The organism is Mycolicibacter terrae (genome assembly GCF_010727125.1).
Lineage (GTDB): Bacteria > Actinomycetota > Actinomycetes > Mycobacteriales > Mycobacteriaceae > Mycobacterium > Mycobacterium terrae.
Genome location: NZ_AP022564.1, coordinates 3,027,182 through 3,047,250, shown reverse-complemented (window position 1 = coordinate 3,047,250; position 20,069 = coordinate 3,027,182). Strand labels below are relative to the sequence as shown.

The window sequence follows — 20,069 nt, the reverse complement described above, 5'->3', positions numbered from 1 at the left end:
GTTAGGCCCGGCGGGCGACCTCCTGGGCGAGCTGTAGTCGGGAGGTCAGCCCGAGCTTGGTGTAGACGTGCGTGAGGTGCGTCTGCACGGTGCGTGGGGAGACGAACAGCCGGGCGGCAATGTCTTTGTTCGGCAGTCCTTCACTGACCAGCCGGGCCACATCGAGCTCGGACGGGGTGAGCGAGGCCCAGCCGCTGCTGGGGCGTTTGCGTTCACCGCGCCCACGCAGGGCGTAGCCGATGGCCTCCGCGGTGGACAGCGCGGCGCCCTCGGCCCAGGCGGCGTCAAAATCGTTGTCGTCCATCGACTCCCGCAGCGCGGTCAGCCAGGCATCGCAATCGGCGTCATGGATTGTGAATCGGACGGCGCCGGTGCGTTGCCGGATGCCTTCCGCGGCGCCGAACAGCCGGGCAGCCTCTCTGCGGCTGTCGGCGCGAGAGGCGGTGGCGGCGGCCAGACACTCGAAGACTTCGGGGACCCCGATTTCCGCCTTGATCTCGGCGGCGATCGCGAGTGCTTCATAGAGGTCGCGTTCGGCCCGCTCGGGTTCACTTTCGGCGATCGCAACACGCGCGCGGGGAACGAGTCCCATGAGCCGGTACCACCCGGTCGTTGCGGCGATGCCGTCGTCGGCCCACTGCCGCGCCGCAGGCAGGTCGCCTAGCGCCAAAGCCGTTTCGGCTCTGCACCAGCGGAAGATGGCCGCAATCTGGTGGTAGGTGCCGATGTGATGCCACATCCGCTCTTGCGCGGTGGTAGCTGCCGCTGCGTCACCACTGGCCAGCGCCGCGAGTCCCGTTGCCATATGGGCGACTCCCTCGTGCACGGGACTGAGCTCGGCGCCGGTCCCAACGAGCGCGTTCAGCGCGTCTAGGGTTTGGCTCGCCTCGCCGCGGAATATCGACGCCAGGGCCAAGTCCTGCAGGCCGAGGAACCGGTTGAGCAGGTCGCCGGCGCGGTCCGCTTCCACGATCATTTGGTGACAGCGCGCGATCTCCCCGGCCAGGTTGCCCTGCAGGTAGCTCGCCATCCCTTGCCAGTTGCGGCAGTACCGCGAGTTAAACTGGTCGCCAATGGAATCCGCCAGTGTGCGGCCCTCCTCACCGCTCGCGTAGGCCGCGACCAGGTCACCGCCCACGGCGGCTGCGTATGTCTGCCACCCCAGGATTTGACTCAGCCTCCACAAGTCGCCCACCGCGCGGGCAAGCTCGACCGCTTCGGCGAAATACGGTCGCGCCACCTCCGCGTTGTAGGCGGCAATAGCGACGCAGGCGGTGAGCGCTCTGGCGAGCAGCGCCGGATCCCCGATCTCCCGGGCGATCGCCACCGCCTCCTCGGCTTGCTCAGGGTGGTCCAACGTAAGGCCCCACGCGTTGAGAAGTGCGTCATCGGCCAGCGCACGCGCGCGCACCGGGCGGGCCACCTCAGCGCCATCGGCGTCATGTGGCCCAAGGACGGCGTCGAACCAGGCTCCGCCTTCCACGATGCGGCCGCGGGTGAGCCACAGCGGTAGCAGCGAGGACGCCAGGGCCAACGCCTGCTCGACTTCACCGCTCTCGTGGCTCCACGCGAAGGCGGCGCGGAGGTTGTCGATTTCGGCCTCGGTCTGCTCGAGCAGCTGATCGTGGCCCCCGCGGCTCGGATGGTCGAGCCCCGCAGCAATTGCCGTGTAATGGTCGCGGTGACGGGTGCGTACGGCATCGGCCTCGCCGGACTCGGCGAGCTTTCCCAGCGCGTATTGGCGCACCATTTCCAGCAGCCGGTACCGCGTTCGGCCCGTTGTGTTTTCGGCGACTACGAGTGATTTGTCAACCAGCAGGGCAAGCAGGTCGAGGATCTGGTGGGCCTTCAGGTCATCGTCGGCGGCCACGCTCTGCGCGGCGGTGAGGTCGAAGCCACTCATGAAGACGGCCAATCGCCGGAACAATACGCGCTCGGGCTCGGTGAGCAGGGTGTGTGACCAGTCGACCGAGGCGTGCAGCGTCTGCTGGCGTCGGACAGCCCGCCGGGAGCCGCCGGTCAGCAGCCGGAAACGATCGTGCAAGCCGTCCAGGATCTCGTCGAGTGATAGCGACCGTACCCGCGCCGCGGCCAGTTCGATGGCCAGTGGCATGCCGTCGAGGCGACGGCAGATCTCTACGACCGTGCCGGTGTTGTCGTCGCTGAGGTCCACATCTGGCCGGGCGCGTCGCGCCCGGTCGGCAAACAGCTCGATGGCCTCATCGGTCAGTGACAGAGACGGGACCCGCCAGATCAACTCGCCGTCCACACCGATCGGCTCCCGGCTGGTCGCCAGCAGCGTCAGCGCGGGACAAGTGCCGAGCAAGTCGACGATAAGTGCTGCGCAGGCGTCCAGGAGGTGTTCGCAGTTGTCCAGCACCACCAGCGTGTGCCGCTCGCCGATGAACCGGATGAGCGTGTCCATGGTGGACCGGCCCGGTTGGTCGGGCAGACCCAGCGAACGAGCCGCCACAACAGGCACCAGATCCGGTTCGGTGATCGGCGCGAGGTCGACATACCAGGCCCCGTCGCCGAACGTGTCGGCTAGTTGGGACGCGACGTGGATCGCCAGTCGCGTTTTGCCGGCCCCGCCCGCGCCGGTCAACGTGACGAGCCGGTTGGCGGCGAGTAGCCCACACACGTCGGTGATTTGCGCCGCCCGTCCGATGAATGCCGTTAGCTGCATCGGAAGATGCTGTGTGCTAACGGGTTTCGCTACTCGCAGCGGCGGGAACTCGTTGCATATGTCGGGGTGACAGAGCTGCACCACCCGTTCCGGGCGGGGTACGCCACGCAGCGGATAGCAGCCCAGCTCGATCAGCCAGGCATCGGCGGGAAGCCAGTCGAGCACCAGCGCTTCGGCAGCTCCGGAAAGAACGGTCTGGCCGCCGTGCGCCAGATCGCGGATACGCGCGGTGCGGTTGATGGTGGGGCCGACGTAATTGCCCTCGCCGCGGAGCTGTATCTCACCGCTGTGCAGGCCGACGCGCAGCCGGATCGGCGCCAACGGCGCCCGCTGCAGATCCAGCGCGCACCCGACCGCGTCGCTGGCCCGGGCGAACGCCAGCACGAAGCTATCGCCCTCGCCCTGCTCCACCGGTCGGACGCCCTGGTAGGTGGCAACCAGTTCCGCCAGGGCGCGATCCAGCCGTGCCACCGCCGCCGTCATCTCATCTGGCTGGGATTCCCACAACCGCGTGGAGCCTTCGACGTCGGCCAAAAGCAACGTCACCGTTCCGGTCGGCAGTTCGCTCACGCCCACCTCGCTCCACTTCATCAGCGGCGTGTCAACGCGTTCGCTCATGTTAGCCAGCATGCGGTCACCGGGAACGGCAAAACATCAGCACAAATGCGTAGATTCGGCGAATCTACGACCCCGCGCCCGGAGATCTACGCGTCCTGACCGATGGTTTTGCCTTCGGAGCCTCCGATAGTCGATTTCACCCCAATCGAAGGAGGCCATCATGTCCGCTACCGCCTACGCGGGCCACCGCCCCGGCGTCTTCGACGCCGACCTGCCAGTGCTGGCCTATGACCACCTGCACGACCCCGACGAGGCGCACAGGCTCATCGCTCAGGCTCGTCGGCAAGCGCCACTCGCGGTCGGGCCGCATGGCCCCGAGATCCTCAGCTATGAGCTGGTGCACACAGTGCTGCGCGACCCTCGGTTTGCCACCGCCCGCGGGCTGGGCTTGGACCTGCAGGGCATCACGTCGGGACCACTGTGGGACCGGGCAGTTCGAAACATCCTGAGCCTCGACGGTGAGCAGCATCACCGTCTGCGCCGGTTGGTGTCCAAGGCTTTCTCGCCACGCTCCGCCGCGCGACTGCGGTCGCTGATCACCGATGTCATCACCGACTTGGTTGAACTGCTTGCCGATAGTGGCCGCTGCGACGTGGTCGCCGACATCGCCCGGCGATACCCGACACCGATCATTTGCGCGCTGCTGGGCGCCCCGCGCGAGGACTGGCAACTGTTCTCAAACTGGATCGATGACATCAAGAAGATCTTCGACTGGAATGTCGGAAACGATGCTCCGGACATCCTGGCGGCCTGGGAGAACCTCGATACCTATCTCGAGAAGATGGTCGTCGCGCGGCGGGCGAACCTGACCGATGACCTGATCTCCGACCTGATCCGGGTAGAAGACGACGGCGACCGACTCGCTCACGCCGAATTGGTGATGCTCGCGGCGACCCTGTTGGGCGCAGGCACCGACACCACGCGCAACCAGTTGGCTGCCGCCGTCCAGGCCCTGTGTGATCACCCCGATCAATGGGCAGAACTTGCCGAACGCCCCGAACTGGCCCCGCACGCCGTCGAGGAACTCATGCGTTACTACCCCGTGGTCTTTGGCACCGTGCGCAGGGCCGTTGACGACGTCGAACTCGGCGGGGTCATCATTCCCGCCGGCACCCTCGTCGTCGCGAACATCGCAGCCGCCAACCGGGACCCGGAGGTGTACACCGAACCCAGCCGGCTGGACCTCGCCCGCAGTGACGCGCCGGTGATACTGACCTTCGGCGGCGGTGTGCACTACTGCCTCGGGGCCCATCTGTCCCGTCTGGAACTGACGGAGGCGCTGCGCGTCATCACCCGTTATATGCCAAACCCACGGCGGACCGGCCCAGCGCCCTGGAAAGCCATCACCGGAATCACCGGACCGACCACCCTGCCTATCGAATTCGGCCCCGGACGTTGAGCTGTCCGGTGGCCCAGCCCGGCCGACCAGAGGGGTTGAGACCGAGCACAGTACCCTGGACTATCGATGTCTGAGAACTCGCCTGCCACGCAGAACGCCCCGATCGTCATCGGAGACGAAGAGATCTTCGAAGCCCACCAGGGTGGAAAGATCTCCGTCGAGCTGAAGGCGCCGTTGGACAGCCAGCGCGCCCTGTCGATCGCCTACACGCCCGGGGTGGCGCAGGTCAGTCGCGCCATCGCGGCCGACCACACGCTGGCGGCCCGCTACACCTGGGCGCACCGGCTGGTGGCGGTGGTCAGCGATGGCACCTCGGTGCTCGGGTTGGGTGACCTCGGGCCGTCGGCATCGCTGCCGGTGATGGAGGGCAAGGCCGCGCTGTTCAAGACGTTCGCCGGCCTGGACTCCATTCCCATTGTGCTGGACACCAAGGACCCCGACGAGATCGTGGAGACGCTGGTGCGCCTGCGTCCGTCGTTCGGGGCGGTCAACCTGGAGGACATCTCCGCCCCGCGCTGCTTCGAGATCGAGCGCCGGGTGATCGAAGCCCTGGACTGCCCGGTGATGCACGACGATCAGCACGGCACGGCGATCGTGGCGCTGGCGGCGCTGATGGGTGCGGCCAAGGTGCTCGGTCGGGACATCTCGTCGCTTCGGGTGGTGGTCTCCGGTGCCGGCGCGGCCGGGGTGGCCTGCGCCAACATCCTGCTGTCGGTGGGCATCTCGGAGATGATCGTGCTGGATTCACAGGGTGTACTGCACCAGGACCGCACCGATATGAACATCGTCAAGGCCGAGCTGGCCCAGCGCACCAACCCCGGCGGCCGCACCGGCGGCCTGGCCGAGGCTCTCGCCGGCGCCGACGTGTTCCTGGGGGCCTCCGGAGGAGTGGTGCCCGAGGAGCTGATCGCGTCGATGAACCCCGGCGGTGTGGTGTTCGCGCTGTCCAACCCCGACCCGGAGATCCACCCCGACCTGGCCGCCAAGTACGCGGCGGTGGTGGCGACCGGCCGCAGCGATTTCCCCAATCAGATCAACAACGTGCTGGCCTTCCCCGGGGTGTTCCGCGGTGCACTGGACGCCGGTGCGCAGCGGATCACCGAGGCGATGAAATTGGCTGCCGCCGAGGCGATTTACTCCGTTGTCGCCGACGACCTGGCACCGGACCGTATCGTGCCCAGTCCGCTGGATCCCCGGGTCGAGCCGGCCGTAGCGGCCGCTGTCGCGGCGGCCGCCGACTCCGCGTCGTAGAGCGCACGGTGCCCCGGCGACATCACCTGCGCCGCCTGGCGCTTGGATGGGCGGCCGTGCTGATCGCCGGTTGCGCTGCCCACCAGGGGCCGTCGCCGCTGAGTGTGGGGACATCGCCGGACCCGCAGTCGCAGGTTCTCGCCCACCTGTACGCGAGTGCCCTGCGTGGCGCCGGCACCGCGGTGCGTATCGCACCCCTGGCCGACCCGGTCGCCGGACTCGACGCCGGGGAGTTCACCGTCGTTCCCGGTTTCACCGGCCGCTTCCTGGCGATGTTCGCCCGCGATTCTGCGGCCCGCTCCGACCGGAGTGTCTATTGGGCGTTGGCCGGCGCGCTGCCGGAGGGCCTCGCGGTCGGTGACTACGCCATGAGCGCCGAGGACAAGCCCACGCTGGCCGTCACGAAGGCGACGGCGACCGCGTGGGGCGGCACCGACCTGCGCGCGCTGGTCCGCCACTGCGCCGGGCTGGCCGTGGGCGGTGTCGCCGGTGGGCACGCCCCCACGGCAATCGGCCGGTGCGTCCTGCCGAAACCGCGCGAATTCCCCGATGAGGCAGCGATGTTCGCGGCACTGCACAGCCGTCAGATCACAGCGGCGTGGACCAGCACCGCCGATCCCGACGTGCCCGATGGTGCCGTGTTGCTCACCGATACCCGCCCGGCACTGGTGCGCGCCGAGAATGTGGTGCCGCTGTATCGCCGGAATGAGCTGAGCGAAGCCCAACTGCTGGCGATCAACCAGGTGGCCGGGGTGCTGGACACCGAGGCCCTGATCGACATGCGCCGCCAAGTCGAGGGCGGCGCCGACCCGCAGGTGGTCGTGGACGCCTTCTTAGACGAACATCCGCTCGGGAGATAGCGCGGTCACCGGGGCCCGAGCCTGGGGATGACGAAGGCGAACAGCCGCTGGTATCCCGAGCCCAAGACGCGCACGAGCAGGTCGAGGACCTTGGCGTCCTTGCCGATGAGCACGCGAGCCCGGTTCTTGCTGACCCCTTCGAGGATCACTCGGGCGGCTTCTTCGGCGGTGGTGGCGGCCAACTTCCGGTCGAAGAACTCGGCCAACGCGGCGGCGTCCAGCCCCTCGGCGACGGTGGCGTTGCGGGCGATCGCGGTCTTGATGCCACCCGGGTGCACGGTGGTGACCTTGACCGGGTGACCGGAGATGGCCATCTCCTGACGCAGTGCCTCGGTGAAGCCGCGGACGGCGAATTTCGCCGCGTTGTAGGCGCCCTGGCCCGGAGTCGACAGCAGCCCGAACAAGCTCGAGATGTTGATGACGTGGCCGTCGCCGGAGGCGATCAGGTGCGGCAGGAAGGCCTTCGTGCCGTTGACCACGCCCCAGAAGTCGACGTCCATCACCCGCTCGATGTCCTTGAACTGGCTGACCTCGATATTGCCGCTGTAGGCGATACCGGCGTTGTTGTAGATCTGGTTGACCTTGCCGAAGTGGTCCTTGACCTCATCGGCGTAGGCCAGGAACGCCTCCCGCTCGGTGACGTCGAGGCGGTCGGCCTTGACCCGCACGCCCAGCGCGGTCACACGTCGCTCGGTCTGGGCCAGACCCTCGGTGTCGACGTCGCTGATGGCCAGCTGCGCGCCCGCGCGGGCCAGCTCGACGGCCAGCGCCTGGCCGATACCCGAACCGGCACCGGTGACGACGGTGACTTTCCCGGCAAATCCCTGCATGTGCTCTCCCCGCGCTCGGTTACCACTCGAGCCTATCCGGTACCGCCGGTACTGCCTTCAGGGGCCGGGTGCACCGCCCCGCGAGCGTGCACAGTTGTACGTCGTAACCGGCGTGTCGCCGTACAGACACGCACGCTCGCGGAAAGGGCGGGGGAGGGGGCGCTCAGCCGAACGCCTCGTCGATGATCTCCTGCTGCTCGACGGCGTGCACCTTCGACGAACCCGACGACGGCGCCGACATCGCCCGCCGCGAGATGCGCTTGATCCCGGTCAGCTTGTCGGGCAACAATTCCGGCAGCTCCAGACCGAACCGTGGCCACGCCCCCTGGTTGGCCGGCTCCTCCTGCACCCAGAAGAACTGCTTCGCATTCGGGTAGCGGTCCAGCGTCGCGCCCAGCCTTCGCTTGGGCAGCGGGGCCAGCTGCTCGACCCGCACGATCGCCACGTCGTCGCGTCCGTCCTTGGCCTTGCGGGCGGCCAGCTCGTAGTAGAGCTTTCCGCTGGTCAGCAGGATCCGGGTGACGTTGCCGCGGTCGCCCTCGCCGTCGCCGTAGGTGGGCTCTTCGAGCACCGACCGGAACTTGACGTCGGTGAAGTCCTTGATGTCGCTGATCACCGCCTTGTTGCGCAGCATCGACTTCGGGGTGAACACGATCAGCGGCCGCTGGATCCCGTCGAGGGCGTGCCGACGCAGCAGGTGGAAGTAGTTCGACGGGGTCGAGGGTATCGCGATGGTCATCGAACCCTCGGCCCACAACTGCAGGAAACGCTCGATGCGCCCGGAGGTGTGGTCGGGGCCCTGACCCTCATGGCCGTGCGGCAGCAGCAGCACCACGTTGGACAGTTGGCCCCACTTGGCCTCACCGGAGCTGATGAACTCGTCGATGATCGACTGTGCCCCGTTGACGAAGTCGCCGAACTGCGCCTCCCACAGCACCAGGGCCTCGGGGTTGCCGACGGTGTAGCCGTACTCGAAGCCGACCGCGGCGAACTCCGACAACGGCGAGTCGTAGACCAGGAACTTGCCCCCGCTGGGGGCGCCGTCGGGGGTGGTGGCCAGCAGCTGCAACGGGCTGAACTCCGCGCCGTTGGTGTGGTCGAAGATCACCGAGTGCCGCTGGGAGAAGGTGCCGCGGCGGGTGTCCTGCCCGGACAGCCGGACCAGTTTGCCCTCGGCCACCAGCGAACCCAGCGCCAGCAGTTCGGCGAAGGCCCAGTCGACCTTGCCCTCGTAGGCCATCTCCCGGCGGCGCTCCAACACCGGAAGCACCCGGGGGTGCACGGTGAAGCCGTCGGGGATCGCCATGAACGCGTCACCGATGCGCGACAGCATCGCCTTGTCCACCGCGGTGTTCAGCCCGCGGGGCACCTGCTGTTCGGACTCCACCGACTCGCTGGGCAGCGCGGCGTGCTTCTCCAGTTCGCGGATCTCGTTGAACACCCGCTCCAGCTGACCGTGGTAGTCGCGCAGCGCGTCCTCGGCCTCCTTCATCGAGATGTCGCCGCGGCCGATGAGGTCTTCGGTGTAGCTCTTGCGGACCCCGCGCTTGGTGCCGATCACGTCGTACATGTAGGGGTTGGTCATCGAGGGGTCGTCGCCCTCGTTGTGCCCCCGGCGGCGGTAGCACAGCATGTCGATGACGACGTCCTTGTGGAACTTCTGCCGGAAGTCCACCGCCAACCGGGCCACCCAGTCGCAGGCCTCCGGGTCGTCGCCGTTGACGTGGAAGATCGGTGCGCCGATCATCTTGGCGACATCGGTGCAGTATTCGCTGGACCGGGAGTGGTCCGGCGCGGTGGTGAACCCGATCTGGTTGTTGACGATGATGTGGATGGTGCCGCCGACCCGGTAGCCGGGCAGCAGCGCCATATTCAGCGTCTCGGCCACCACGCCCTGGCCGGCGAACGCGGCGTCACCGTGCAGCATCATCGGCACCACCGAGAAGCCGGCGTCGGCGGTGCCCTTGTCCAGCAGGTCCTGACGGGCCCGGACCAGTCCTTCCAGCACCGGGTCGACGGCCTCCAGGTGCGACGGGTTGGCGGTCAGCGACACCTGAATGTCGTTGTCGCCGAACATCTGCAGGTACACCCCGGTGGCGCCGAGGTGATATTTGACGTCGCCGGATCCGTGCGCCTCAGCCGGGTTGAGGTTGCCCTCGAATTCGGTGAAGATCTGCGAGTAGGGCTTGCCGACGATGTTGGCCAGCACGTTGAGCCGGCCGCGGTGCGGCATACCGATGACGACCTCGTCGAGCCCGTGTTCGGCGCACTGGTCGATTGCCGCATCCATCATCGGGATGACGGTCTCGGCGCCCTCCAGCGAGAAGCGCTTCTGCCCGACGTACTTGGTCTGCAGGAAGCTCTCGAACGCCTCAGCGGCGTTGAGCTTGCTCAGAATGTATTTCTGCTGCGCCACAGTCGGTTTGATGTGCTTGACCTCGATGCGCTCCTGCAGCCACTGCTGCTGTTCGGGCTCGAGGATGTGGGTGTACTCCACGCCGACGTGACGGCAATAGGCGTCGCGCAGCACCGAGAGGATCTCGCGCAGCCGGCGGAAATCGCCGCCGGGCAGACCCTCGACCTTGAATTCCCGATCCAGGTCCCACAGCGTCAGGCCGTGGGTCAGCACGTCCAGGTCGGGGTGGCTGCGGAAGCGGGTGTTGTCCAGCCGCAGCGGGTCGATGTCGGCCATCAGGTGGCCGCGGTTGCGGTAGGCGGCGATCAGCTCGACGACGCGGGCGTTCTTGTCGACGATCGTGTCCGGGTTGTCGGTGCGCCACCGGATGGGCTCATAGGGGATGGACAGTTCGAAGAAGATCTCGTCCCAGAAGGCGTCGGAGAGCAGCATCTCGTGCACGGTCCGCAGGAAGTCGCCCGATTCGGCGCCCTGGATGATGCGGTGGTCATACGTCGAGGTCAAGGTGATCAGCTTGCCCACACCGAGTTCGGCGATGCGCTGCTCGCTCGCCCCCTGGAATTCGGCGGGGTACTCCATGGCCCCGACGCCGATGATCGCGCCCTGGCCGGCCATCAGCCGGGGCACCGAATGCACGGTGCCGATGGTTCCGGGGTTGGTCAGCGAGATCGTCACGCCGGCGAAGTCCTCGGCGGTCAGCTTGCCGTCCCGGGCACGGCGCACGATGTCTTCGTAGGCGGCGACGAACTGCGCGAAGCGCAGGGATTCGGCGCCCTTGATGGCAGCCACCACGAGCGAGCGCTTGCCGCCGGCGCCCTGCAGGTCGATGGCCAGCCCCAGGTTGGTGTGAGCCGGGGTGACCGAGCTGGGCTTGCCGTCGACCTCGGCGAAGTGGCGGTTCATGTTGGGGAACTGCTTGACCGCCTGCACGATCGCGTAGCCCAGCAGGTGGGTGAACGAGATCTTGCCGCCACGGGTCCGCTTGAGCTGATTGTTGATGACGACGCGGTTGTCGATCATCAGCTTGGCCGGCACGGCGCGCACGCTGGTTGCCGTCGGCACCGCCAGCGAGCTGGACATGTTCTTGACTACCGCTGCGGCCGCCCCGCGCAACACCTGCACCTCGGAGTCGGCGGCCGGAGCCGGGCCCGCGGACTGGGCGGGCTTGGCCGCCGTGGCGGGTGCAGCCTTCGCCGGGGCGGGCTGCGCCTGGGCTGCTGGGGCTGGGGTGGGCGGGGCAGGGGGTGTTGGTGCAGCCGGCGGGGGTGCGGGCGTGGGCGAAGGCGAGCCTCCGTCGAGGCTCGCTGAACCGCCGGGCTTGTAGTCGACCAGGAAGTCGTGCCAGCTCGGATCCACCGACGACGGATCGTCGCGGAACTTGCGGTACATCTCCTCGACTAGCCATTCGTTCTGACCGAAGGGTGAACTCACACCGCTCACGACTGCTTCTCGCCTCGATTCCTGGTCGTCCGGCGAGGCATGTGCGCCGCGCCCGCCTGCCTCATAAAGGCTATCCCCTCCCGGTTATTCCGCCAGGCTCGCCGCCGAATGTCCTACGGCCCTGATCAGGCCGAGGGTTGCGCGGGGCTGGCCGGAGAGTCAGGGTTGTCATGCAGCGCCGGGAGTAGATGCAAGGTGACCGGCCAGCGGTCGGCGGCCGGGCCGAACGCCTTGCGGGCGTTGCCGACGATCTTCTTGCCCATCATGCGGTTGCCCAGGGCCCCGATCACCGCGCCCAGGCCCACCGGCAACAACTTGCCGAACGCCAGGGCCCCGCGCCGCAGGGTGAAACGCTTGACGAAGTACCGCAGCAACCGCGAGTTCAGCTCCGACACCGCCGGCAGCGGCACCGCGGCGGTGCCCTCGGTGAGCCACGCGCCGCTGGTGCGGCCCGCGCCGAGCAACTCGGCCATCGCACCCTTGCCCTTGTCACCGACCAGTACCGCCAGCACCAGGGCGCGGCGTCGTTCCCGGTTGTCGACCGGAATACCGTGCACCTCGGCAACGGAGAGCACGAAGAACGCGGTTGCCTCCAGGAAGACGGCGGTCTCCCCGGCGATCGCCGACAGCGCGAGCAGCGTGCCGATCGCCGGCACCGCGGCGGTGGCGCCCACCGCGGCACCGCTGGCCGTCGCCGCCGCCAGGTACCGCTTCTCCAGCTTCGTCACCACCTGCGCGGGGCTGGTGCCGGGCTCGCTGTGGCGCAGGCGCTCCACGTAGGCGCGCACGGCCGGGCCCTGCACCCGCTCACTGCGCTCGATGACCCGGGACAGCGCCCGGGCCACCATGCTCGGCTTCTCACCGCCGGGAGCCGGCAACAGTTCCTGCGCCGGCCGCCGCCGTCGAAAGATGCCCATGGTTGCCTCCGTTCCGGTCGCTGTTGTTCAGGCTAACGCCCCGACGGGGGTTTACCCGCTTCAACGGCGCAGCAGCCGTCCGGCAGCGAATCACCGCGTCGGCGCTGCGAAGTTGTTCAAGACAAAATCTGTCCGTAGCGTCGCACCAAGTGGCTTCACACCCGGAACCGCAGAGCGCAGCGAGGGGAGGGTCGGCGCTTGTGAGCACCGCGAGCAGCCGGACTCGAACCGGCGACGACGCGAGACGCGCCGGCCCTGAGCGCCTCGCGGCCGGGCGGTCGGCCGGTCCGGTGGATTCGACCAATCCGTGGAACGCGCTGTGGGCGATGATGCTCGGTTTCTTCGTGATCCTGGTGGATTCCACGATCGTGGCCGTCGCCAATCCCAGCATCATGGCGGCGCTCGACGTCGGCTACGACACGGTGATCTGGGTGACCAGTGCCTACCTGCTGGGCTACGCGGTGCCGCTGCTGGTCGCCGGACGGCTCGGCGACCGGTTCGGCCCGAAGAATCTCTACCTGATCGGGCTGGCGGTGTTCACCGGCGCCTCGCTGTGGTGCGGTCTGGCCGGCGGCATCGCGATGCTGATCGTCGCGCGCGCGGTGCAGGGCGTCGGCGCCGCGCTGCTGACGCCGCAGACCCTGTCGGTGATCACCCGGACGTTCCCCGCCGACCGGCGCGGCGTGGCGATGAGCGTGTGGGGTGCGACTGCCGGTGTCGCGACGCTGGTCGGACCGCTGGCCGGTGGGGTGCTGGTGGACCGGCTCGGCTGGGAGTGGATCTTCTTCGTCAACGTTCCGATCGGTGTCCTCGGCCTGGTCCTGGCGTTCCTGCTGATCCCCGAGCTGCCCGTCCACCGGCATCGGTTCGACCTGCTCGGGGTGGCGCTGTCGGGGATCGGGATGTTCCTCGTCGTGTTCGCCCTGCAGGAAGGCGAGTCGCAGGGGTGGGCGCCGTGGATCTGGGCGGTGATCGTCGGGGGCGTCGGCTGCCTGGCGCTCTTCGTCTACTGGCAGGCGGTCACCGCCGGCGAGCCGTTGGTCCCCCTGCACATCTTCCGTGACCTCGACTTCGGCCTGGCCAACGTCGGGGTGGCCGTGATCGGCTGCGCGGCCACCGCGATGGTGCTGCCGGTGATGTTCTACGCACAGGCGGTGTGCGGGATGTCACCGACCCGGTCGGCGTTGCTGACCGCGCCGATGGCGATCGCGACCGGCGTGCTCGCCCCGTTGGTCGGCAGGATCGTCGACCGGGCCCACCCCCGCTCGGTGGTCGGGTTCGGCTTCGCGGTGCTGGCGATCGCGTTGACCTGGCTGTCGATCGAGATGACGCCCACCACCGCGGTTTGGCGACTCCTGCTGCCGTTCGCGGGGGTCGGCGTCGGGATGGCGTTCATCTGGTCGCCGCTGGCGGCAACCGCCACCCGTAACCTCCCGCCGCACCTGGCCGGCGCCGGCTCGGGGGTCTACAACGCGACCCGCCAGATCGGAGCCGTGCTGGGCAGCGCCGGGATGGCCGCGTTCATGACGTCGCGGATCTCCGCCAACCTGCCACCGCTGCCGGGTGGCTCGCACCCCGGGGCGCGACAGCTGCCCGAGTTCCTGCACGAGCCGTTCGCCGCGGCGATGTCGGAGGCGACGCTGCTGCCCGCCTTCGTCGCCCTGTTCGGCGTGGCCGCCGCGCTGTTCATGGTCGGCATCGTCATCCCTCCGGCCCGCCGGGCACCGCGGCTGATCGACCGCCCCGACGACCCGGACGATTTCAACGACCTCGACGAACTCGACGACGGGGGCCGGGTCGCTGGTGCGCTTGTGCTGGAACGCGTCAGCCTGCCCCGCCACTTCGGAGCGCTGCGCGCGCCCCGCCAAGTCGACGACGACGAGCCTACCGAGCTGATCCCGATCGTCGCCCCGAGCGAGCCGGAAGCCCGCCCTCAGCCTCGCCGGCTGGTCCGGCGTGACGATCCCGTCACCGAGCCGCTGACCGTCGAATTGCCGCCGGTGACGGCCGGGGAGCCGGAACGGGAGCTGCGACCGGTGAGCCGCAACGGCTTTCACGTCGATGCCGGTCATCACTTCCGTCCGATCGCCGACGGGAAGCCGGTGCCCGACGTGCTGGCCAAGTTCGGCATCACCGGTAAGGGCCCGGCGCGCCGCAACCGGCACTACCGGGAGGACCCCGACGACACCGATCCCCTCGGGCGGCGCCCCCACCGCGACAATTAGTGCCGGGTCGCGGCTAGCGGGTGGTGGTGCCGATGATCTCCACCCCGGTGCCGTTCCAACGGAACTTGACCAGGCCGCTCAACCCGGCGATGCCGCTGGCGTTCTTCAGAGCCACCGTGTCCGCGGTGCAGTGGGCGAGGTCGATCCCGCTGAACCCGTAGGTGTCGCGCACGGATTGGGGAACGAACACTCCGCGATGGAACAGCACCGCGCGGGTGCCGGGGCGTTCGGCGTTGGTGTTGGCCTTGACGATCACCGCCGACAGGTCGGAACACTCGCTGTAATTGCCGGCGACCGGTTCCGGGCTCCACGGCTGGCCGCTGCGCGGGTCTGGGGGCAGCTCCGAGACGGCCTTGGCGATCGCCGGGGCGGCCAGGTTGACCGCGCACGGGTCAGCGGGCCCCGGGCTGGTGCCCGTCGGCGACGCGGTCGTGGTGGGAGCACCGCCGGTTGCGGCGGGAGGAATGGTGTTCTGCGGTGTCTTGGCGACGGTGGAATCGCCCGAACTGCAACCGGCCAGCAGCGCCACGGACAGCGCGCCGACCACGGCCAACGGTCTAGCGGCGGCGAACACACCGGGCACCGTACCGTCGCACCGGCGACAACTCCGGGAGGCGCGGCCGACCACCCATGCCGGTTGTCTCGAGGATGGTTCCTGCTTCGGGGGCGCTCCTCGCCCGGATTCGGGCCTCAATCGTCACGATCCACTGCGGCAATAGGTAGGCCTGGTTGCCCGTAGACTGCTAGACGCCATGAGCTCCCCTGATACCCCTCCCGGGTCCGATTCCCACCCACCCGCCGCGACCTTTGCTGACCTGCAGATCCACCCTTCGGTGCTGCAGGCCGTCGCCGACGTCGGCTACGAGACGCCCTCGGCGATTCAGGCCGCCACCATCCCGGCGTTGCTGGCCGGCTCCGACGTGGTCGGCTTGGCCCAGACCGGTACCGGCAAGACCGCGGCGTTCGCCATTCCGATCCTGTCCCGCATCGACACCGCCAGCAAGGCCACCCAGGCGCTGGTGCTCGCACCCACCCGGGAGCTGGCCCTACAGGTCGCCGAGGCGTTCGGGCGTTACGGCGCGCATCTGCCGCGGGTCAACGTTCTGCCGATCTACGGTGGCGCGTCCTACACGGTGCAGCTGTCCGGGCTCAAACGCGGCGCCCAGGTGGTGGTCGGCACCCCGGGCCGGGTCATCGACCATCTGGAACGCGGCAGCCTGGACCTGTCGCACCTGGACTATCTGGTGCTCGACGAGGCCGACGAGATGCTGGCCATGGGTTTCGCCGAGGATGTCGAGCGCATTCTGGCCGACACCCCGGAATACAAGCAGGTGGCGCTGTTCTCGGCGACGATGCCGTCGGCGATTCGCCGGATCACCACCCGCTACCTGCATGACCCGGTCGAAGTCACCGTCGAGGCGAAAACCACCACGGCGGAGAACATCTCCCAGCGTTACATCGAGGTCGCCGGTCCCCGCAAGATGGATGCCCTGACCCGGGTGCTCGAAGTCGAGTCCTTCGAGGCGATGATCGTGTTCGTCCGCACCAAGCAGGCCACCGAGGAGGTCGCCGAAAAGCTGCGCTCCCGAGGGTTTTCCGCGTCGGCGATCAACGGCGACATCGCCCAGGTGCAGCGCGAGCGGACCATCGCCGCGCTGAAGAACGGCAACGTCGACATCCTGGTGGCCACCGATGTCGCGGCCCGCGGCCTGGATGTCGAGCGCATCTCACACGTGGTCAACTACGACATCCCGCACGACACCGAGGCTTACGTGCACCGCATCGGCCGCACCGGGCGGGCCGGGCGGTCGGGGGCCGCGCTGCTGTTCGTCAGCCCCCGGGAACGCCACCTGCTCAAGGCGATCGAGAGGGCGACCCGCCAGAAGCTCACCGAGTCGGCGTTGCCCACGGTCGAGGACGTCAACGCCCAGCGGGTGGCGAAGTTCGCCGACTCGATCACCGCCACCGTCAGCGCACCCGGCACCGATGTGTTCCGCAGCCTGGTCGAGGAGTACAGCCGCGAACACAACGTTCCGATGGCCGACATCGCCGCCGCCCTGGCGTTGCAGGCCCGCGACGGCGAGGCGTTCCTGATGGAACCCGAACCGCCTGCGGCCGAACGTCGTTCGCGGGAGAAGTTCGACCGGCCCGATCGCAAGGATGGCCGCAAGGGCGCTCCGAAAGAGGGATTCGCCACCTACCGGATCGCGGTCGGCAAGCGGCACAAGGTCGCCCCGGGCGCGATCGTCGGGGCACTGGCCAACGAGGGCGGCCTGCACCGCAGCGACTTCGGCAACATCAGCATCAGGGTGGACCACTCGCTGGTGGAACTGCCCGCCAAGCTGTCGGGCAAAACGCTCAAGGCGCTGGAACACACCCGCATCCAGGGCCAGTTGATCAATCTGCGCCGCGAGCGCCCGTCCGGCAGGCCCGACCGCCACGGCGACGGGGGGACGCACCGGAAACGGATGGGATGACGCTGCCGTCCGAGGAGGTCGCCCAGGGCGGGCTGGAGCAGGTCGCCCACGTCGATCGGGTCGCCTCGCTGACCGGTGTGCGCGCGGTGGCCGCGATCCTGGTCGTCGGCACCCACGCGGCCTACACCACCGGCAAGTACACCCACGGCTACGCCGGTCTGCTGGGTTCCCGGATGGAGATCGGGGTACCGATCTTCTTCGTGCTCTCCGGTTTTCTGTTGTTCCGGCCCTGGGTGCGCGCCACCGCTTTTCGCCGCCCGGCGCCCTCGGTGCGCCGCTACGCCTGGCACCGGGTGCGGCGCATCATGCCCGCCTACGTCGTCACCGTGGCGCTGGCCTACCTGATCTACCACTTCCGCACCGCCGGCCCGAACCCCGGCCACAACTGGATCGGGTTGCTGCGCAACCTGACCCTGACCCAGATCTACACCGACAACTACATGTTCGGCTATCTGCACCAGGGCCTCACCCAGATGTGGAGCCTCGCGGTGGAGGTCGCCTTCTACGTGGTGCTGCCGGGGCTGGCCTATCTCACGCTGGTCTGGCTGTGCCGGCGACAGTGGCGACCGGTGCGCCTGCTGGCCGGGTTGGCGGCGGTGGCGGCGATCACCCCGGCCTGGCTGATTCTGGTGCACGCAGGCGACTTTCTGCCCGACGGCGCCCGGCTGTGGCTGCCGACCTACCTGGTCTGGTTCGTCGGGGGAATGGTCCTGGCGGTGCTGCAGGCGATGGGGGTGCGCTGCTACGGCTTCGTGGCCGTTCCGCTGGCGCTGATCTGTTATGTCATCGCGTCCACGCCGATCGCCGGGGAACCCACCACCTCACCGGCCAAACTCTCCGAGGCACTGGTCAAGGCGGGCTTCTATGCCGTCATCGCCGCACTGGCGGTGGCGCCGCTGGCGCTGGGCAACGAGGGCTGGTACGCGCGACTGCTGGCCAGCAGGCCGATGGTGTGGCTGGGGGAGATCTCCTACGAGATCTTCCTGGTCCACCTGGTGCTGATGGAGGTGGTGATGGTGGAGGTACTGCGCGCACCGGTCTACACCGGTTCGATGCTCAACCTGTTCGTCGTCACCATGGTGGTCACCATCCCGGTGTCCTGGCTGCTGCACCGGTTCACCCGGGTCCGGTGATACCGGGTGAGCGGACGCCGGACGGTGTGACGACCGGGACCACGAACTGCATCAGCATCGCCCGCTCGTCGTCGGCGTCGTGGCCCGGAAAGCTCAGCAGTGACGTCATCACCCGCACCACCCAGCGGGCGCGCTGCTGTACCGCCTCGGTGTCGCCGGTCTCCAGCGCCGACAGGAACGTGGTGACCATCGCGGTGATGAGCTCGGAGCGCTCGGCCATCGCCGCACCGATCGGCGGCCCGGTCTCGGCGAACCACGACGCCAGTGCCGGGTTGCTCCGCACCAGCGCCAGCGACTCGGTGATCCCGGTGACCAGCCGCTGGGCCGGATCGTCGACACCGGCCAGCCGCTGGGTCAACTCGTGATAGAGCGTGTTGGCCCAGCGGTGTACGTAGGCGGTGTAGAGCGCGTCGCGGCTGTCGAAGTAGCGGTACAGCGTGGCGCGCGAACACCCCGCGGTGCGGGCGATTTCATGCATGCCGACCGAGCCGGGGTCATGCTGGGCGAACAGCTTCTCGGCCGCGTCGAGGATCTTCTCGGCCGCCAGCTCGCCGCGCTGATCCGACAGCCAGGCCCGCCCGGCCATCATGACCCGATGGTGAAGGGCACCGACAGCGGCCGGCGCACGTAACCGCCGCCGGCCCAGCGGATCCCGGCCTCGTCGACCGTGTAGTTCGGGCAGCGGGCAAGCAGTTCCTCCAGCGCCACCCGCGCCTGCATGCGTGCGGCCTGGTTGCCGATGCAGTGATGCGCGCCGTAGCTGAAGGTGAGGATCTGGTGCGGCTTGCGCAACACGTTCAGTTCTGCGGCGTCGGGCCCGAAGTGTCGTTCGTCGCGGTTGGCCGAACCGTAGAGCAGCAATACCTTGCGGCCCGCCGGAATGGTGGTGTCGCCGATGGTCACGTCGCGGGTGGTGGTGCGGGCCAGCCCCTGCACCGGCGAGGTCAACCGCAGCAGCTCCTCGACGGCGTCGCGGATCAACTCCGGCTTGTCCACCAGCAACTGACGCTGGTCGGGGGACCGTTGCAGCAATTGCACTGAGCCGCCCAGCATTCCGGTTGTGGTGTCGTTGCCGCCGGTGACCATGGTGAAAGTGAATGCCAGCACCGACAGCAGCCCTTTGATGTCGCCGTCGTCACCCACCCCGGCGGCTACCAGGTGCGAGACTGTGTCGTCGCCGGGTTCGGTGCGACGGCGTTCGATGAGCTCGGTGAAGTAGCCCATCATCTGCCCGATCGCGTCACCGGCCGAGGCGACGCCGTCTTGGCTGACGGTGGCCGCGACGATCGCGTCGGTCCAGCCGTCGAACTGGGCCCGGTCCTGCTCGGGCACCCCCAGGTAGTGTGCGACGACCATCGACGGCAGCGGCTTGAACAGGTCGACGACGATATCCCCGGTGCCGCCCTCGGCCTCCAGCCGCTCGAGGCATTGCACCACGAACTCGCGCACCTTCGGCTCCAGCAACTCCACCTGCCGCGGCATGAAGCCGCGGGCCACGAGCTTGCGGAACTCGGTGTGCACCGGCGGATCCTGCATCACCATCGGCGGGTTGTCGGCCAGGCCGATCATCTCCAGCTCGCCGTAGTTGACGGTCAGTCCCTGCGCCGAGGAGAAGGTCTCGTGGTCGGCGGCGGCCGCCCAGATGTCGGCATGCCGGGACAGCACGTAGTAGTCCTGGCCGGGGGCGTTCGCCGGGACCACGTGATGGACCGGGTCGTGATCGCGCAGCGCGGAGTACATCGGCCAGGGGTTGGGCCAGGTGTCGGCGTTGCACAGCTCGAACTTCGGATGAGACACAGCAGTCGTCATGTCTCATT

13 protein-coding genes are annotated in these 20,069 nt (G+C 68.4%); 6 read left to right on the top strand and 7 right to left on the bottom strand.

Features of this window, described 5'->3' with window-relative positions; all coding sequences use genetic code 11:
• Position 1: 1 nt before the first annotated feature.
• Positions 2–3,316 (bottom strand): LuxR family transcriptional regulator, encoded by a 3,315-nt coding sequence (locus G6N23_RS14395; protein WP_085261241.1) that lies wholly within the window; start codon positions 3,314–3,316, stop codon positions 2–4.
• 148 nt (positions 3,317–3,464) lie between these two features.
• Here G6N23_RS14395 and G6N23_RS14390 point away from each other — a divergent pair, with 148 nt between their 5' ends.
• From G6N23_RS14390 to G6N23_RS14380, 3 genes are all read left to right on the top strand, one after another.
• On the top strand, positions 3,465–4,703 hold the full coding sequence (locus tag G6N23_RS14390; protein ID WP_085261240.1) for a cytochrome P450: 1,239 nt from the start codon (positions 3,465–3,467) through the stop codon (positions 4,701–4,703).
• Between the two features lie 66 nt (positions 4,704–4,769).
• Positions 4,770–5,954 carry an NAD(P)-dependent malic enzyme gene (locus G6N23_RS14385; protein ID WP_085261239.1) on the top strand — a complete coding sequence of 395 codons (1,185 nt, stop codon included), beginning with the start codon at positions 4,770–4,772 and terminating at the stop codon, positions 5,952–5,954.
• Between the two features lie 26 nt (positions 5,955–5,980).
• Positions 5,981–6,814 carry a glycine betaine ABC transporter substrate-binding protein gene (locus tag G6N23_RS14380; RefSeq protein WP_372508893.1) on the top strand — a complete coding sequence of 278 codons (834 nt, stop codon included), beginning with the start codon at positions 5,981–5,983 and terminating at the stop codon, positions 6,812–6,814.
• A 5-nt stretch (positions 6,815–6,819) separates the two neighbouring features.
• On the opposite strand, the gene G6N23_RS14375 is transcribed toward G6N23_RS14380, so the two are convergent.
• The 3 genes from G6N23_RS14375 to G6N23_RS14365 all read right to left on the bottom strand — a co-directional run bounded on the left by G6N23_RS14375 (position 6,820) and on the right by G6N23_RS14365 (position 12,417).
• On the bottom strand, positions 6,820–7,644 hold the full coding sequence (locus G6N23_RS14375) for an SDR family NAD(P)-dependent oxidoreductase (RefSeq protein ID WP_085261237.1): 825 nt from the start codon (positions 7,642–7,644) through the stop codon (positions 6,820–6,822).
• Positions 7,645–7,807: 163 nt separating this feature from the next.
• Complete coding sequence (locus tag G6N23_RS14370; RefSeq protein WP_095173772.1) at positions 7,808–11,500, bottom strand: multifunctional oxoglutarate decarboxylase/oxoglutarate dehydrogenase thiamine pyrophosphate-binding subunit/dihydrolipoyllysine-residue succinyltransferase subunit; 3,693 nt, start codon at positions 11,498–11,500, stop codon at positions 7,808–7,810.
• Positions 11,501–11,625: 125 nt separating this feature from the next.
• A complete protein-coding gene (locus tag G6N23_RS14365; RefSeq protein WP_085261250.1) occupies positions 11,626–12,417 on the bottom strand; it encodes a hypothetical protein in 792 nt (263 codons plus the stop codon).
• A gap of 200 nt (positions 12,418–12,617) precedes the next feature.
• On the opposite strand from G6N23_RS14365, the gene G6N23_RS14360 reads away from it, so the two are divergent.
• On the top strand, positions 12,618–14,642 hold the full coding sequence (locus G6N23_RS14360) for an MFS transporter (protein ID WP_407938340.1): 2,025 nt from the start codon (positions 12,618–12,620) through the stop codon (positions 14,640–14,642).
• 13 nt (positions 14,643–14,655) lie between these two features.
• Here the strand turns inward: G6N23_RS14360 and G6N23_RS14355 are convergent, their stop codons facing one another.
• Positions 14,656–15,225, bottom strand: coding sequence for an LppP/LprE family lipoprotein (locus G6N23_RS14355; RefSeq protein ID WP_085261251.1), 570 nt, complete (start codon positions 15,223–15,225; stop codon positions 14,656–14,658).
• Between the two features lie 169 nt (positions 15,226–15,394).
• Here G6N23_RS14355 and G6N23_RS14350 point away from each other — a divergent pair, with 169 nt between their 5' ends.
• Complete coding sequence (locus tag G6N23_RS14350; protein ID WP_085261252.1) at positions 15,395–17,119, top strand: DEAD/DEAH box helicase; 1,725 nt, start codon at positions 15,395–15,397, stop codon at positions 17,117–17,119.
• Positions 17,116–18,252: an acyltransferase family protein gene (locus G6N23_RS14345; RefSeq protein WP_085261253.1), complete on the top strand. Its 1,137-nt coding sequence runs from the start codon at positions 17,116–17,118 to the stop codon at positions 18,250–18,252. The genes G6N23_RS14350 and G6N23_RS14345 overlap by 4 nt, the downstream gene beginning before the upstream one ends.
• Here G6N23_RS14345 and G6N23_RS14340 read toward each other — a convergent pair.
• Both G6N23_RS14340 and G6N23_RS14335 read right to left on the bottom strand, forming a co-directional pair.
• Positions 18,236–18,838, bottom strand: coding sequence for a TetR/AcrR family transcriptional regulator (locus G6N23_RS14340; protein ID WP_085261254.1), 603 nt, complete (start codon positions 18,836–18,838; stop codon positions 18,236–18,238). The genes G6N23_RS14345 and G6N23_RS14340 overlap by 17 nt on opposite strands.
• Positions 18,838–20,061, bottom strand: coding sequence for a cytochrome P450 (locus tag G6N23_RS14335; RefSeq protein WP_085261255.1), 1,224 nt, complete (start codon positions 20,059–20,061; stop codon positions 18,838–18,840). Before G6N23_RS14335 ends, G6N23_RS14340 begins: the two co-directional genes overlap by 1 nt.
• Positions 20,062–20,069 lie beyond the last annotated feature (8 nt).